This is a genomic window from Flavobacterium luminosum (assembly GCF_023635005.1).
GTDB classification, from domain to species: Bacteria; Bacteroidota; Bacteroidia; order Flavobacteriales; family Flavobacteriaceae; genus Flavobacterium; species Flavobacterium luminosum.
Genome location: NZ_JAMLJM010000005.1, coordinates 140,795 through 157,077, shown reverse-complemented (window position 1 = coordinate 157,077; position 16,283 = coordinate 140,795). Strand labels below are relative to the sequence as shown.

The 16,283-nt window shown below is 35.2% G+C and carries 13 protein-coding genes; 5 read left to right on the top strand and 8 right to left on the bottom strand.

All coding sequences use genetic code 11. The features are described from left to right. Positions 1-2: 2 nt before the first annotated feature. The 3 genes from NAT50_RS08320 to epsC form a co-directional block, all read right to left on the bottom strand. Entirely contained in the window at positions 3-983 is a 981-nt protein-coding gene (locus tag NAT50_RS08320) for an alpha/beta fold hydrolase (protein ID WP_250592797.1), read from the bottom strand. Positions 984-1,433: 450 nt separating this feature from the next. Further along, positions 1,434-2,345, bottom strand: coding sequence for a cysteine synthase A (gene cysK, locus NAT50_RS08315; protein ID WP_250592796.1), 912 nt, complete (start codon positions 2,343-2,345; stop codon positions 1,434-1,436). 23 nt (positions 2,346-2,368) lie between these two features. Next, the gene (epsC, locus tag NAT50_RS08310; protein WP_250592795.1) at positions 2,369-3,199 is read right to left on the bottom strand and encodes a serine O-acetyltransferase EpsC; all 831 of its coding nucleotides are present in this window, start codon (positions 3,197-3,199) and stop codon (positions 2,369-2,371) included. An 872-nt stretch (positions 3,200-4,071) separates the two neighbouring features. Between epsC and metK the strand changes: the two genes are divergently transcribed. The 3 genes from metK to NAT50_RS08295 all read left to right on the top strand — a co-directional run bounded on the left by metK (position 4,072) and on the right by NAT50_RS08295 (position 6,832). Continuing rightward, on the top strand, positions 4,072-5,346 hold the full coding sequence (metK, locus tag NAT50_RS08305; RefSeq protein ID WP_250592793.1) for a methionine adenosyltransferase: 1,275 nt from the start codon (positions 4,072-4,074) through the stop codon (positions 5,344-5,346). A gap of 80 nt (positions 5,347-5,426) precedes the next feature. After that, entirely contained in the window at positions 5,427-6,218 is a 792-nt protein-coding gene (locus NAT50_RS08300; protein WP_250592791.1) for a hypothetical protein, read from the top strand. After that, a complete protein-coding gene (locus tag NAT50_RS08295; protein ID WP_250592790.1) occupies positions 6,218-6,832 on the top strand; it encodes a deoxynucleoside kinase in 615 nt (204 codons plus the stop codon). The genes NAT50_RS08300 and NAT50_RS08295 overlap by 1 nt, the downstream gene beginning before the upstream one ends. Positions 6,833-6,874: 42 nt before the next feature. On the opposite strand, the gene NAT50_RS08290 is transcribed toward NAT50_RS08295, so the two are convergent. From NAT50_RS08290 to NAT50_RS08270, 5 genes are all read right to left on the bottom strand, one after another. After that, positions 6,875-9,361: a sodium-translocating pyrophosphatase gene (locus NAT50_RS08290; protein WP_250592788.1), complete on the bottom strand. Its 2,487-nt coding sequence runs from the start codon at positions 9,359-9,361 to the stop codon at positions 6,875-6,877. A 110-nt stretch (positions 9,362-9,471) separates the two neighbouring features. Continuing rightward, positions 9,472-10,002 (bottom strand): inorganic diphosphatase, encoded by a 531-nt coding sequence (locus tag NAT50_RS08285; RefSeq protein ID WP_250592787.1) that lies wholly within the window; start codon positions 10,000-10,002, stop codon positions 9,472-9,474. Positions 10,003-10,087: 85 nt separating this feature from the next. Then, a complete protein-coding gene (locus tag NAT50_RS08280) occupies positions 10,088-10,699 on the bottom strand; it encodes a DNA-3-methyladenine glycosylase family protein (RefSeq protein WP_250592785.1) in 612 nt (203 codons plus the stop codon). Continuing rightward, the gene (locus NAT50_RS08275) at positions 10,699-13,167 is read right to left on the bottom strand and encodes a DUF5686 family protein (protein ID WP_250592784.1); all 2,469 of its coding nucleotides are present in this window, start codon (positions 13,165-13,167) and stop codon (positions 10,699-10,701) included. Before NAT50_RS08275 ends, NAT50_RS08280 begins: the two co-directional genes overlap by 1 nt. Before the next feature lie 63 nt (positions 13,168-13,230). Then, complete coding sequence (locus tag NAT50_RS08270; RefSeq protein WP_250592782.1) at positions 13,231-14,208, bottom strand: pyruvate dehydrogenase complex E1 component subunit beta; 978 nt, start codon at positions 14,206-14,208, stop codon at positions 13,231-13,233. Between the two features lie 196 nt (positions 14,209-14,404). Between NAT50_RS08270 and NAT50_RS08265 the strand changes: the two genes are divergently transcribed. Further along, positions 14,405-15,151: an electron transfer flavoprotein subunit beta/FixA family protein gene (locus NAT50_RS08265; RefSeq protein WP_250592781.1), complete on the top strand. Its 747-nt coding sequence runs from the start codon at positions 14,405-14,407 to the stop codon at positions 15,149-15,151. 75 nt (positions 15,152-15,226) lie between these two features. Beyond that, positions 15,227-16,195: an electron transfer flavoprotein subunit alpha/FixB family protein gene (locus tag NAT50_RS08260; RefSeq protein WP_250592780.1), complete on the top strand. Its 969-nt coding sequence runs from the start codon at positions 15,227-15,229 to the stop codon at positions 16,193-16,195. Positions 16,196-16,283: the final 88 nt, after the last annotated feature.

The window sequence follows — 16,283 nt, the reverse complement described above, 5'->3', positions numbered from 1 at the left end:
TATTATTTTTTGTTGTGTGTTACAAATAATGGTTTGAGTATATCCTCCAACTGCTCATATTCTATTAGGAATGCATCATGCCCATGAATAGAATTAATCTGATGGTAATTACTATTTTTTGTATATTCTTTTAAAATATAATGTGTCTTAACATTTTCATCTGGCGTAAAAAAGTAATCTGAATTAATCGCGATTTGATGAATTTTCGCATTGGTTTGTTGAGCATACGCAATCAAATCTGACTGGGTTTTGTTCTGCCCAATGGTTTTAAGCAAATGATTCATCAATTTATACGCTAACAACCCAAATCGGTCTTCTAGTTTTTTACCATGATGCAACAACCAAGATTCTACTTTATAATTTTGCTGTTGGTCATTCTTTTCCAAATTAAATTTCGCCAAAAGTGACTGAGGAGTTCTGTATAACAACATCGCATGTAAACGAGCATCATGTATTGGATTTGCAGAATTATTTAAAATTGTATCTTGAACCAATACATTGGCGATTAACCAATCGGTAGCTTTCCAATTTGTAGCGATAGGAATTACATATCGTATACTTGTCGGCTTCAAAAAAGTCATTTCCCATACAATTCCACCGCCTAAACTTCCACCTATAGCGGCATACAACTCATTTACATTCAAAGACTCTAACCCTTTCCAAAACAACAAAGCAATGTCTTGGGTTGTAAAATCTTTATAATTTTCAAAAAAATCATTGTCATCAAATCCGTTTCCTGGGATATTAAAAGCAACCACTGTGTAGCTATTGGTATCTATCACTTGTTGTGGTCCTACCAATGATTTCCACCACCCTTCTGCACCTGAAACATTCGAATTTCCTGTAAGCGCGTGATTGACCAAAACCACTGGAGCGCTTCCCAAAGACAAACCAAAAATCTGATAAGTCAACTTTACTTCTTCGAGTTGTTTCCCATTTTGAAGCCTAAAGCCCGACAGTTTTATTTTACTTAAATTTCCCATACTCTTTAAAAAAAGCTGCCTCCAATTATATGATTTGGAGACAGCCTCCTAACAAACAAAAAACAAATAACCAGAATATTACTCTGAATTCTTTACTAATGAAAATTCAAAAAAAAACCTCTACTTTTTACAGCAGAGGTTCATTGAAATTTTATATTAAAAACTATGCAATAAAATCCTCCGCGGAATAGCTCCACATCATAGAAATTGAATTGCACATTGTTGTTTTCATTTTTAAAATATTTATACTGCAAATTTAGAATAAAAATCTATTTAAAAAAAATACATAGTTGTTTTTTCTAAATTTTGTTTAAAAAATAATTATCAATAGATTTTTATTCTAAATAAGTGTTAGTTTGATTAAAATTAAACTAGCCAACCTACCATTGTTCAAAATAACTCCAAATAGAATTTTGAAGTTAAAATGTACCAAACAACTTTCAGTTTCTTTTAGAAAAGTCCTTCAACCGAAAGATAACGTTCTCCAGTATCGTAATTAAAAGTCAAAATTACTGCATCATCAGGCAAAGAGGCTACTTTTTTGGCAACAGCTGCTAGTGAAGCTCCTGTAGAAATACCCGCGAATATCCCTTCTTTTTTTGCTAAAGCCCTTGCAAATTCAAACGCTTCATCTTTACCAACCTGAATCACCTCATCAATCCAATTCTCTTGATAAATTTGAGGAACAAAACCGGCTCCTATCCCTTGAATAGGATGTGGCGCTGGACTACCTCCACTTAAAACCGGTGACAATTCTGGCTCGACAGCAATCACTTTTAAATCTGGAAATTTTTCTTTCAATACCGAAGCCACACCAGTAATATGACCGCCTGTACCTACTCCAGTAATAATGTAATCTAATCGGTCAGGGAAATCTGCTAGAATTTCTTGGGCAGTTGTTCGTTGATGCACTTCAACATTTGCATTATTATTAAATTGAGAAGGCGACCAAGCATTGGGGATTTGACTCACTAATTCAGCAGCTCGCTCTATAGCCCCTTTCATTCCTTTTTCCCTAGGAGTCAAGTCAAATTCGGCACCATAAACCTGCATTAGTTTTCTGCGCTCCACACTCATGGACTCTGGCATCACCAAGATTACTTTATATCCTTTTACCGCTCCAACTAAAGCCAATCCAATTCCCGTATTTCCGGAAGTAGGCTCTATGATTACACTGTCTGGCTTTAAAACACCTCTAGCTTCAGCATCTTCAATCATGGCTAAGGCTATTCGGTCTTTTATACTATTCCCTGGATTTGTTCTCTCTAATTTAATCCATACATTTTTACCCGCCCCATATAAATTGTTGATTCTTACCACTGGTGTATTTCCAATAGTTTCTAAAACATTATTTGCTTTCATTTTACTTAATTTATTTATGTTGTTTAAATACTAAAATCTATGACGTTATGATAATCTATTTTTGTTTTTATGATTATTTCACTCTTGTGAAACACTAAAGATTGAGCCGGAACACTTTCGGTTATCCAAACATTTCCACCAATTACGGAACCTCTTCCAATAATTGTTTTTCCTCCTAAAATAGTGGCATTCGCATACACAATCACATTGTCTTCTATCGTAGGATGTCGTTTTTCTTCGGCTTTATCCTTACTAACACTTAAGGCTCCAAGCGTAACTCCTTGGTAAATTTTGACGTTGTTTCCTATAATAGCTGTTTCCCCAATCACAATTCCAGTTCCATGATCGATAAAGAAACGCTCTCCAATAGTTGCCGCTGGATGAATATCAATCCCTGTTTTACTATGCGCATATTCAGACAAGACTCTTGGTAAAATCGGAACATTTTTTACCCAAAGATTATGAGCAATCCGATACACTATAATGGAAAAAAATCCAGGATAAGCTAGCAAGACCTCCATTCTTGATTTTGCCGCTGGGTCAAATTCTAAAATAGCATTTAAATCCGACAACAATACTTGATGTATGGCGTACAAATCATCAAAAAAAGACTGTACCAACACCTCTGCTTCTGAAACATTAACTTGAACCAAAAACGCGCTCAATTCTTCTTGGAAGGCTGATTGCTTCTGAACAAACCGTTCAAAGTCGACATATTCTTGTTCTATACAAAACAGCCAATCCACAAAACTTTCAATCCAAAACTCTACTTTCTTCTTTTGTAAAACACTACATCGTTCCGACAAATTGTGCTGAAACAATAACTCTAAACTAGATTTTTCTTTAACGTTCATCTTCACATTTTTTATTAAGCGTCTACTCGTTACCAAAACACAACTTTCAACGCTGAATGAAATTCACTTTTGATTCACTATTTTTAAGACAATCTCGACTTAAAATATATCCTTTTAAATTTACAATAAAAAGTGTAACCCATTGATTATATTAATACTTAAAAAACAATAATCGCCATAAAAAAAGCCCTTTTGGAACTATTACCAAAAGGACTTTACAGTTGAACTATAACAAGATTAAGTCTTTATATATGGTAATAGACTGTTGGAGCACTCATACAGCACTTCTTACAGCAACAATTACATTTATTATTCAAAAGGTTGATCATCATCATTCTTTTTTAATTTAAAAAATAAAAAAACCTCTGCTTTCGGGCAGAGGCTCAATATTTTCTGTAACAAATTACACAATACTATCCTCTGCGGAAGGTTTCCACATGTAGCAGCAAGTATTGCAAAGAATTTGTTTCATTTTACTAATTTAACTTCACAAAAGTAGTGTAATTTTCTGTAAAAACAGATTGAGTGTAATTATTTTTCTAAATTTTACTATTTTAAAAACAAATAAAAGATTTTTATTCTTTAAAATCGTTTTTATGGAAAATATTTTACAAAGGCTATATTCCATTAAGTACCACTTGAAATAGACCTCTATAGACACTATTTACAAAAAATTAAATTACAACAAGACAAAAAATAACGTTAATATTCATATCAATTCAAAATCCTTTCATACATTTGCAACCGAAAATCACGAGGAAAAATTTGAACTGATTGCGACCTCTTTAAAAAAAATGCTAAAGCAGTAACTACTACTCTTTAGGCAATCCCTGCAATTATTTCCTCACTAATTAAATTTAAAATTAAATTTTATGGCTTATTTATTTACGTCAGAATCAGTGAGCGAAGGACACCCGGACAAAGTAGCTGACCAAATTAGCGACGCTTTAATCGATAACTTTTTAGCTTTTGATCCTGAATCGAAAGTGGCGTGTGAAACCTTAGTTACAACTGGACAAGTAATTCTTGCCGGAGAAGTAAAGTCTAAAACCTATTTGGATGTACAAAGTATCGCTCGAGAAGTAATCAAAAAAATTGGTTACACTAAGAGTGAATATATGTTTGAAGCAAATTCTTGTGGTGTTTTATCTGCCATTCACGAACAATCTGACGACATTAATCGCGGTGTAGACCGAATTAAAACTGAAGCTGATTTTGAAACGAAAGCAAATGCTCAAGGTGCAGGAGACCAAGGTATTATGTTTGGATATGCTTCTAACGAAACTGAAGATTTTATGCCATTAGCGTTAGATCTTTCTCACAAATTATTGCAAGAATTAGCAGAATTACGCAGAGAAAATTCGGCAATCACTTATTTGCGTCCTGATGCAAAATCGCAAGTTACCTTAGAATATGACGACAACAACAAACCTGTTCGCATTGATGCTATTGTAATTTCTACACAACATGATGATTTTGCTGAAGAAACAGAAATGTTGGCAAAAATCAAGAAAGATATTATTGAGATTTTAATTCCTAGAATCATCGCTAAATATCCTCAATACGCACATTTATTCAACGATAAAATTGAATACCATATTAATCCAACTGGAAAATTCGTAATTGGAGGACCTCACGGAGACACTGGTTTAACTGGAAGAAAAATCATCGTAGACACTTACGGAGGTAAAGGTGCTCACGGTGGAGGTGCTTTCTCAGGAAAAGACCCTTCTAAAGTTGACCGTTCTGCGGCTTATGCAACTCGTCATATTGCTAAAAACCTTGTAGCTGCTGGCGTTGCAGATGAAGTATTGGTACAAGTTTCTTATGCTATTGGTGTTGCAAAACCTTGTAATGTTTACATTAACACTTACGGGACAGCTAAAAATGGTTTAACAGATGTTCAAATTTCAGAAAAAGTAAACGAGTTATTCGATTTAAGACCGTATGCTATTGAACAACGTTTGAAACTAAGAACTCCTATTTACAGTGAAACAGCGGCTTACGGACACATGGGCCGTAAAAACGAAGTAGTTAAAAAACGTTTTGTTTCACCATCAGGAGAAGTTAAAGAATTAGAAGTAGAATTATTCACATGGGAAAAATTAGACTTCGTAGACAAAATTAAAACTGCTTTTGGGATTTAATCCTAAAAAACAACCATAAAAAAATCCCGATCCGCTCGGGATTTTTATTTTTAGACAAATTATATTGTAAATTAGCTTACATGAAAAAACTGCTTTTTTTTACTTTAATTTTGGTACACACCCTATGTTTTTCTCAAGCTACCAGTCTTATAGCTTCAAAAACCAGTTCTCAATTTATTGAAGCCGATGAATTCGTTGGAGAAGATATTTACAATAACCTGTATTACATTAAAAACAATAGTTTCTTCAAAAAAAGCAAACACGAACTTTTTCATTACAAAAATGTATCCTTCGGAAAAATCACTAAAGTTGATTTACAAAATCCCTTACGAATTCTGCTTTTTTATCAAAATTTTAATACCCTCATCGTTCTAGACAATCAACTGAATGAAATTCAGAGAATCAATTTTTCTGAAATAGACAATAGTTTGACTTTAACTGCCGTTGGAAATGCTACTCAAAACGGATATTGGTTTTTTGATCAAAATACACAACAACTCAAAATATACCATTACACGTCTGGAACATTTCAAAACATAGGCACTATTTTTGATACTACTATTAAAAATTACGATACTGCATTGAATTATTTTTATTGGATTGATACTGAAAATATTTTATACCGTAGTGATCTGTTTGGAAAAAAACAAGGATTAGGCAAAATACCTGAATACGATCGTATTTCTCTTAATGATGGATTGACCTTAATTTATGAAAAAGACCAAAAATTATATCTTTTTGAAGTAACAAAAAACAAGTCAACCCTAATAGAAAATGTTCAAAACTCCTTTAAAAGTTTCTACTTTAAAAACCAAAATTTAACTATTTTTACTCCCGAAGGAATTACCAATTATAAAATTAACTTACCATAATGCATATAGCCGTTGCAGGAAACATAGGAGCAGGAAAAACCACTTTAACCAGACTTTTATCGAAACATTTTAAATGGGAACCTCATTTTGAAGATGTGGTTGATAATCCTTATCTGGATGATTTTTACCATTCGATGGAGCGATGGAGTTTCAACTTACAGATTTATTTCTTGAATAGTCGTTTTCGTCAAATTTTACAAATTCGCCAGAGTGGTAAAAAAATCATTCAAGACAGAACGATTTATGAAGATTCACATATTTTCGCTCCCAATCTTCATGCGATGGGATTAATGACCAATAGGGATTTTGAAAACTATCGATCCTTATTCGAATTAATGGAAACTATGGTAGAAGCTCCTGATTTACTTATTTACCTGAGAAGTTCTATACCTAATTTGGTAAAGCAAATACACATGCGCGGCCGTGATTACGAAAACACTATTTCTATCGAATATTTAAGTCGATTGAATGAACGTTACGAAGCGTGGATTCAAAGTTATACCAAAGGAAAATTATTGATTATAGATGTAGATAATATTGATTTCGTGAATAATCCGGAAGATTTAGGAATGATTATCAACCGAATCGATGCCGAATTGAATGGACTATTCTAAAATTTAAAATCCCGAAACTAAAAAGCTTCGGGATTTTTTTTATCATTTTGAACAGCAGGCTTTTTGCCTTTCGCCGTGCATCCATTTTCCATCTTTATCATAATGAGACAAACACATTTGCTTTTGTTCCGGAGAATAACCTAAACTATCGCACATTTTTGCACACTCTTCTTTGGTCATTGAAGCGCATTTCCCCATCATCATCGAACCATCGCAGTCTTTTTGTTTACAATCATTAGGACAACCTTTTTTAATACAATCTTCCTTAGACATCATAGCACAACAATTCATATCGTGCTGTCCTTTTCCTTTTCTATGGCAATTTTCCATTTTAACACAACCATTGCCTCCCGGAGTTGCAGATGCAGCGTGTCCACCTCCTAATATTGGAGCAATAACCAAACCTACCAAACACGTTAACTTGATTAAGATATTCATAGAAGGACCAGATGTATCTTTAAAAGGATCACCCACCGTATCACCCGTTACCGCTGCTTTATGTGCATCAGAACCTTTATAAGTCATTTCGCCATTTATCATCACACCAGCTTCAAACGATTTCTTGGCATTGTCCCATGCTCCTCCTGCATTATTCTGAAAAATTGCCCATAACACTCCCGAAACGCAAACACCAGCCATATAACCACCTAAGGCTTCAGCTCCCATTAAGGCTCCAACAACTATTGGAGTGATAATTGTGATGGCTCCCGGTAACATCATTTCTCGCAATGCCGCTTTAGTGGAAATATCGACACATTTGCCATATTCAGGTTTGCCAGTACCTTCCATAATTCCTGGAATTTCTCTAAACTGACGACGCACCTCATTCACCATATCCATAGCTGCCTTTCCAACAGATTGCATAGCTAAAGCCGAAAATACTACCGGAATCATACCACCTATAAATAAAGCTGCAAGCACATCGGCCTTGAAAATATTAATACCATCAATTCCTGTAAAAGTTACATAAGCTGCAAATAAAGCCAAAGCGGTTAACGCAGCAGAAGCTATGGCAAAACCTTTTCCTACGGCTGCAGTTGTATTTCCAACCGAATCCAAGACATCTGTTCTCTGACGTACTTCTTTTGGCAACTCACTCATTTCAGCCACACCCCCTGCATTATCTGCTATCGGACCAAAAGCATCAATCGCTAACTGCATAGCCGTGGTCGCCATCATGGCAGAAGCCGCAATTGCCACGCCGTAGAATCCTGCCAAAGTATAAGCTCCCCAAATTGCCGCAGCGAATAACAATACCGAACCAAAGGTTGATTTCATCCCTGTAGCCAAACCAGCAATAATATTCGTCGCTGCTCCCGTTGAAGAATTTTGTACAATATTCAATACCGGTTTTTTACCCAAAGCGGTAAAATATTCTGTTATAGCTGAAATTAACCAGCCCACAGCCAATCCCACTAGAGTTGCATAAAACACATGACGACTAGGTACCTCTTTCATTCCCTCACCAAAAAAATTCATATTGATTTTTTCCGGCAACATCATTTTTATCAGAAACCAACAAGCAACCACAGTTAACGCTAAAGAAATATAGTTACCTAAATTTAAAGCCGATTGCACTTGAGCTTCTTTGGCATCATTATCTTTAATACTCACGAAAAAAGTACCAATAATAGAGGCTAAAATACCTACTCCAGCAATAACTAAAGGAAGTAAAATAGGTCCCATTCCGTTAAACGCATCTGAAAACTGAGTCCCAGAGGCTTCGGTCATGTCTTTAATAATGTAATTCCCTAACACCATTGAAGCTAATACGGTAGCTACATAAGAACCGAACAAATCGGCTCCCATTCCTGCTACATCTCCAACATTATCTCCAACATTATCCGCAATGGTTGCCGGATTTCGAGGATCGTCTTCAGGAATACCTGCTTCAACTTTTCCAACAAGATCAGCACCTACATCAGCCGCTTTAGTGTATATACCACCTCCCACACGAGCAAAAAGTGCAATGGATTCAGCTCCCAAAGAAAAGCCAGCCAAAGTTTCTAAAACAATGGTCATTTCCTCGTAAAAATTATTTCTATCTGATGTGATAAACTGATTCAAAAAGAACAGAAAAAAAATACTCAACCCTAGCACTGCAAGTCCCGCTACTCCTAGCCCCATGACAGTCCCACCTCCAAAAGAAACTTTTAGAGCCTGTGGCAAAGATGTTTTGGCTGCTTGAGTAGTTCTTACATTGGATTGCGTTGCAATTCTCATTCCTATATTTCCCGCAAGAGCCGAAAAGATAGCGCCAAAAATAAACGCCACCACTATCATCCAGTGTGACGTTTTAACGACTTGAGAAACTGCAAATAATGCTATTGACGCTATAATTACGAAAATGGCCAGAATCCTGTATTCTGCTCTAAGAAATGCCATTGCTCCTTCTTGAATACTTTTAGAGATACTCTGCATTTTTTCGTCTCCGGCATCCTGTTTACTCACCCATCGGGCTTTTACACCCATAAACAGCAAGCCTACTACCGCCATAGCCAGCGGTACATAAATCATCATTGCTTCCATAATTTGTTATTTGGTTAGTTGTTAATATCGTAAATATATGAAAATCAATACGAAAAAAGGCAACACTTCATCGAAGAAATGTTGCCTTTTACTAACTAAAAAACAAAAAACTATTTTATGCTGAACAAACCTTCCGGTTTATTTTCGATGGCATTGAAACGATCTACGCACTCTTTTAATATTCTTTGCGCTTCGTTTACATCACCCCAACCTTGAACATCTACTTTTTTATTTTCTAAATCTTTATAAACTTCGAAGAAATGTTCGATCTCTTTTAATAAGTGAGGATTGATATCTGACAAATCATTCAATTTATTCCAAATTGGATCTGAGATAGGCACACAAATAACTTTTTCATCCGGTCCTTTGTCATCGGCCATATGAAAAACACCAATAGGCTTAACTTCAATTACACAACCTGGGAAAGTCGGTTTTGTTACCAGCACCAACACATCAAGTGGATCACCATCTAATGCTAACGTTTCAGGAATGAAACCGTAATCTGCCGGGTACATCATTGAAGAGAACAACATACGGTCGAAACGCATTCTTTTCAAATCGAAGTCGTACTCATATTTGTTACGGCTACCTCTTGGGATTTCAACTAAAACGTCGAAAGTTTTTACTTTATCTGCAGTCATTTTACTTCTTTTTTAACTTTTTGAGGCTGCAAAATTAACAGAAAAAAATCGTTGTACAAGAAATTTACATAAAGAGATTGTTATTTTAATACTGATATGAGATTTTTCGCCCTCTTTTTTGCAAATAATAATGCCAAAGCAAAAACGAAGCATAGGTTCTATAAGGAGCCCAGTTTTGAGCATAGTCTTCCATTTGGCTTTTGTCTTGAAGCTCTAAAAGCTCTTTCATTGTAGTAACCACAGCAACGTCTCCTAAGGGTAAAATATCTTCTTTTTTGAGACAAAACATGAGATAAATATCGATGGTCCAATTGCCAATACCTTTGAGTTGAATGAGTTCTGAACGGATTTCTTCTTCATTTTTAGATGACAAGCTTTCCAAATGAATCAATTGAGTCAATACGGCTTCCGAAAGTGATTTTATATATTTTGCTTTCTGTCTACTAACTCCTAGATTCCTGAACTCTTCTTCAGTCAAATCGATCAAATTTTCCGGTTTAATTTCTTGAACCAATTGGCGAATTCTTAAAAAAGCAGCTTTGGCTGAATCGATAGAAACTTGTTGTTCGAGAATTAACAATACTAAGGTTTCGAATCCTTCGGGTCTTGACGGAATAACTTCAGGCAAACCGTAAGTATCTACAATTTGCCTAAAAATATGATCTTTTTCTATTAAGAAATCGAAAGCTTTTTTCATTAAAAATAGAATCCAAAACCGGCTTTCACTGTAAACTTTTTAGCATCTGGAAGTTCTAAGTAGTTGCCTCTCCAAGCAAAATCTACGCGAAATACTTTAAAAATATTAGCTACCCCAGCATGATATTCCCAATACCCTTTGGTCGGAGCTAAATAATTAAGTCCTGAAGCATTGATGGCTTTATTTTCATCAGAAACACTACCATAAACCGCTTTAATTCCAACAATCTCTCTCCAGTTGAGTTTTTTCATGAAAGGAATTCTAGAGAATAGACGACCTCCGAAGTGCTGCTCTAAATGCAATGAAGTGTACTGATCAGTCACGAACTCATAATAGTTCATCAGATTATAAGTATTGTCAATCACAAAATACGATTGGTTCCCCGGCACTACTGCCATTAACCCCAATGGCACTTGTCCAAATATTTTTCCGGTTTCAAAAGTAGAGAACAAACGGCCCATACCTCCCATATAAATAGGTTGACGGTAATACAATTGTAATTTGTGGTAATTAAAATCACTCTTCATCAAATCTTTAACGCCTCGACTGTAGTTTATAAAGATTCGGGAATAATTATTATCTACTTCCAATCGTTCCACACCGTAACCTACCGTTTTTCTTTTAGGAGTATAATCTACACCAAAAGTCAACTCGGACTGATTTACTTTAGAAAAAATAGTTCCTTCTTTAATATAATTCAAACTAAAAGTAGAAGAAGCTGATTCTAAGGTTCTGTGTGACAAGCCTGCTTTGAATACTAAGCTTTTCACAGGTTCAATTTCTGCTGAAAACGAAGAAAGATGCACATTAGTCAGTTTACTATTGTCTCCACTGGCAAAGACTGATGAAGAAGCAAAACTTCTTCCTAAAACGTCATTAGAGGTAGTTAAACTCACTCCTATTTGTTCTACATCTCGTCTATTTCCTGCGGCAAGAATTAATCTGTTGCGTTTGTTAACCATCCATTTTCCGGAAATTCCGTATTTGAATTTATCATCTTTAAATCCATAGGCGGTATATCCTTCAATACGCCATAAATCGTTTGTTCCAAAATACGTTCGTGCTCCCAAACGAATACGCTGTCCTTCAACATCATTATTCCCAAAAATAGAATAAATAGGACCAAAATCGATATTCCCCTTCTGAATATAACCGCTCGCCAAAATGGTCGTCAGGTTATACATGCGCTTGAATTTACTGACTGTTTTGAGGGTATCGAGCATTTTATAAACCCCGAGTTCATCCTTACTCAAATTCTCCATTCGATTGTCTTCCCAGAAGGTCTCATCTCTTTTAAATGCCATAGGATCGAAATCGTTCACAGTTTCCTTGTAGAATTTATCGGGTTTAACTTCGTTGAATTTATGATCACTGAAAATAGTTGTCCTTTTCCCATAAACTCCTTTTGATTTTTCTTTTTTAGAAAGTGAAAAATCGGACATCATGTAATCTCTTTTCAATAGGAACACAGAATCGTTTAAAACATCAAATTCCTGTTCGATATAAATATCCTTAACCCAGTTAATATTGGCACTTTTAGAAGCCGTTAGATTAATTTTTTTAATCGCATACGTAGTATCATTAACCCAAAAATCTCCTTTAAACGTTAATTCATTCTTACGTCGCGGATAAAAAACAATATTGTAACACCATTTATTATCTATAAAAGTACTATCGGTTAAGACGTAATTATAAGTATTAATCCCTGTTCTAGATAAAGGACTCACAAAGTTCTTATCGAAGAAATTCAGATAATTGTTATAAATATCATAATCAGAATACAAATCTTTTATAAAAGTTTCTACTCCCGCACCTTCTCCCAATCCAGAGTTCTTGTTTCCTAACAATACTTCCTTCTTTTTCCCTTTGGGGTTATCTCCGTATACGTCATATAAAGACTCATTGATAAATATAGGAAGGTAGGTCTTACCAGTAATTTTAGAAGTATCAACTTGTTTAAAAATAAATTCTAGCCCTTTGAATACTTTGTTTTTCATGAAAGCTGAATCGATAGAATTCATATCAAACTCTACTTTTTCATATTTTTTCATGGCATATTGGTTGAACATGTACAATCCGTTGGAACGCTTTTTCTCCCATATTTTTCTCAAAATATCCAAAGCGGGGTTGTTTTTCTTCGAGGTTTTTCCGGCATATATTTTTACTTCTTCCAATTGATTAGTTCCTTGAAAGATTACTTTCAATCCATAGGAGACCGGTTTGTCTAACTTTATTTCTGTAGTCTGAAATCCAACATAAGAAATTAACAATGCAGAATGATTATTATCCGATTGAATGTAAAACTTACCGTTTTCATCAGAAGTGACACATTCGCGGGTTCCTTTAAAACAAACATTCGCATAAGGAACAGTCTGCTTGGTATCGTCGTAGACTACTCCACTTACTTTAGTTTGTGCTAATAATGAAAAGGAAAAAAATAGGTAAAGAAGGGCGAATATATTTTTCATAATAATAAAAAACTCCATCTTTATGATGGAGTTCAAATATACTAATTTTGATAGTTTACTATCTTATTTATAGGTTACTTTTTTTACTGCTTTAATAACGTCCTGCGCATTAGGCAACCATTCTTTTAATAAAGTTGGCGAATATGGAGCAGGTGTATCTGCAGTGGTAATTCTTTGAACAGGAGCATCTAAATAATCAAAAGCTCTTTCTTGAACCATGTAGGTAATTTCAGAAGCTACCGAAGCAAACGGCCAAGCTTCTTCTAACACTACTAAACGATTCGTCTTTTTCACAGAATTGATAATACAATCATAATCCATTGGACGAACAGTACGTAAATCGATTATTTCACAAGAAATACCTTCTTTTTCTAATTCATCAGCAGCAATGTATGCTTCTTTAATAATCTTACCAAAAGATACTATCGTCACATCTTTTCCTTCTCTTTTCACATCTGCTACTCCTAGAGGAATAGTGTACTCTCCTTCTGGCACTTCTCCTTTGTCTCCGTACATTTGCTCAGATTCCATGAAGATTACAGGATCATTATCACGAATAGCTGATTTCAACAGTCCTTTAGCATCATACGGTGTAGAAGGCACTACCACTTTTAAACCTGGCGTATTAGCAAACCAATTCTCGAAAGCTTGAGAGTGCGTTGCTCCTAATTGACCCGCAGAAGCAGTTGGTCCTCGAAACACCATAGGCATTGGAAATTGTCCTGCAGACATTTGTCGCATTTTAGCAGCATTATTTATAATTTGATCAATACCAACCAAAGAAAAGTTGAATGTCATGAACTCCACAATAGGACGACAACCATTCATCGCTGAACCTACAGCAATACCCGCAAACCCTAACTCGGCAATTGGTGTATCAATTACACGCTTTGGACCAAATTCATCCAGCATACCTTTAGAAGCTTTGTAGGCACCATTATATTCTGCTACTTCTTCACCCATTAAATATACCGATTCGTCGCGACGCATTTCTTCACTCATCGCCTCACAAACGGCTTCTCTAAACTGTATCGTTCTCATATATTTTTATATAACATTCAAAATTCGAACAGCAAAAATAGAAATTTTAAATCACAATTTACAGCTTCCCCACAAGAAAACCATTCAATCTTTATGAAAACAAATTCATTTTTTGAAAAAAATATTATGCACGCATAGTATATTTGCTATTTTTATTTATATTTGTATTCCAATTATACAAAACAATTTATTAAATATGAAAATATTAGTTTGCATCAGCCACGTTCCTGATACTACTTCAAAGATTAATTTTACCAATGGTGATTCAGAATTTGACACTAATGGTGTTCAGTATGTTATTAACCCAAATGACGAATTTGGATTAACAAGAGCTATTTGGTTCCAAGAACAACAAGGCGCAAACGTAACTGTTGTAAACGTTGGCGGACCTGACACAGAACCTACTTTAAGAAAAGCTTTGGCGATTGGTGCAAACGAAGCCATTCGAGTAAACGCTAATCCTACTGATGGTTTATTTGTTGCGAAACAATTAGCTGAAGTAATTAAAAATGGTGGTTACGATTTAGTAATTGCTGGTAAAGAATCATTAGATTATAATGGAGGTATGGTACCTGGAATGATTGCTGGAATCCTTGGTTCTAACTTTGTAAATTCTTGTATCGATTTAAAAATCGAAGATTCTAATGTTACCGCCGTAAGAGAAATCGATGGTGGAAAAGAAACTGTTACAACATCTTTACCATTAATCGTTGGAGGACAAAAAGGACTAGTAGAAGAAAAAGACTTACGTATTCCTAACATGCGTGGTATTATGACTGCTAGAACAAAAGCATTAACTGTTCTTGAGCCTGTAGGTGCTGAAGTAGCTACAAAAGCTGTGAAATTTGAAAAACCAGCTCCTAAACAAGCTGTGAAATTGGTTAGCCCAGACAATTTAGATGAGTTAATTAACTTACTACACAACGAAGCAAAAGTAATCTAATATTAAATTTTGAGTTTTAAATGATCAATCGTATCATTTAAGATTTACTATTCAACATTCAAAAAAATAGAAATTATGTCCATTTTAATATACGCAGAATCAGCAGAAGGAAAATTCAAAAAAGTAGCTTTTGAATTAGCTTCTTACGCAAAAAAAATTGCCGAATCAACAGGATCAACTGTAACCGCTGTTACCATTAATGCCGGTGATGTATCTGAATTAGGAAAATACGGAGTAGATAAAGTATTAAAAGTTACTAACGATAAATTGAACAACTTCAACGCAAAAGCTTACGCAGATGTTATCAAACAAGCTACAGAAAAAGAATCTGCTAAATTGGTTGTTTTATCTTCTACTACCGATTCATTATACATGGCTCCACTTGTAGCGGTTAACTTAAACGCAGGTTATGCTTCAAACGTAGTGGCATTACCTTTAAGTACTGCTCCATTCCAAGTAAAAAGAAACGCTTTTTCAAACAAAGCTTTCACGATTACACAAATTGATACTGATGTAAAAGTATTGGCTATTGGTAAAAACAGTTTTGGTTTAGTAGAAAGTTCTGGTGCTGCTGCAGCCGAAGATTTTGTTCCTACTATTTCTGATGCTGACTTTGGTGTACAAGTTCAATCTGTTGAAAAAGGATCAGGTAAAGTAACTATCGCTGATGCAGATGTTGTGGTATCTGGAGGACGTGGATTAAAAGGTCCTGAAAACTGGGGTATGATTGAAGAATTAGCTTCTGTTTTAGGTGCTGCTACGGCTTGCTCTAAACCAGTTTCTGATTTAGGTTGGAGACCTCACAGTGAGCACGTTGGACAAACAGGTAAACCAGTTGCTACTAACTTATACATTGCTGTAGGTATCTCTGGAGCTATCCAACACATTGCTGGTATCAACTCTTCAAAAGTAAAAGTAGCTATCAACACAGACCCTGAAGCGCCTTTCTTTAAAGTAGCTGATTATGGTGTGGTTGGAGACGCATTCCAAGTAGTACCAGCGTTGATTGAAAAATTAAAAGCTTTCAAAGCGCAGAATTCATAACTCCGAACAAAAACGGAAAATAAAGGAAGAGTCATTTTTATATGGCTCTTCTTTTTTTATTTTAAGAAGCACAAAGTTTTTCGTTACT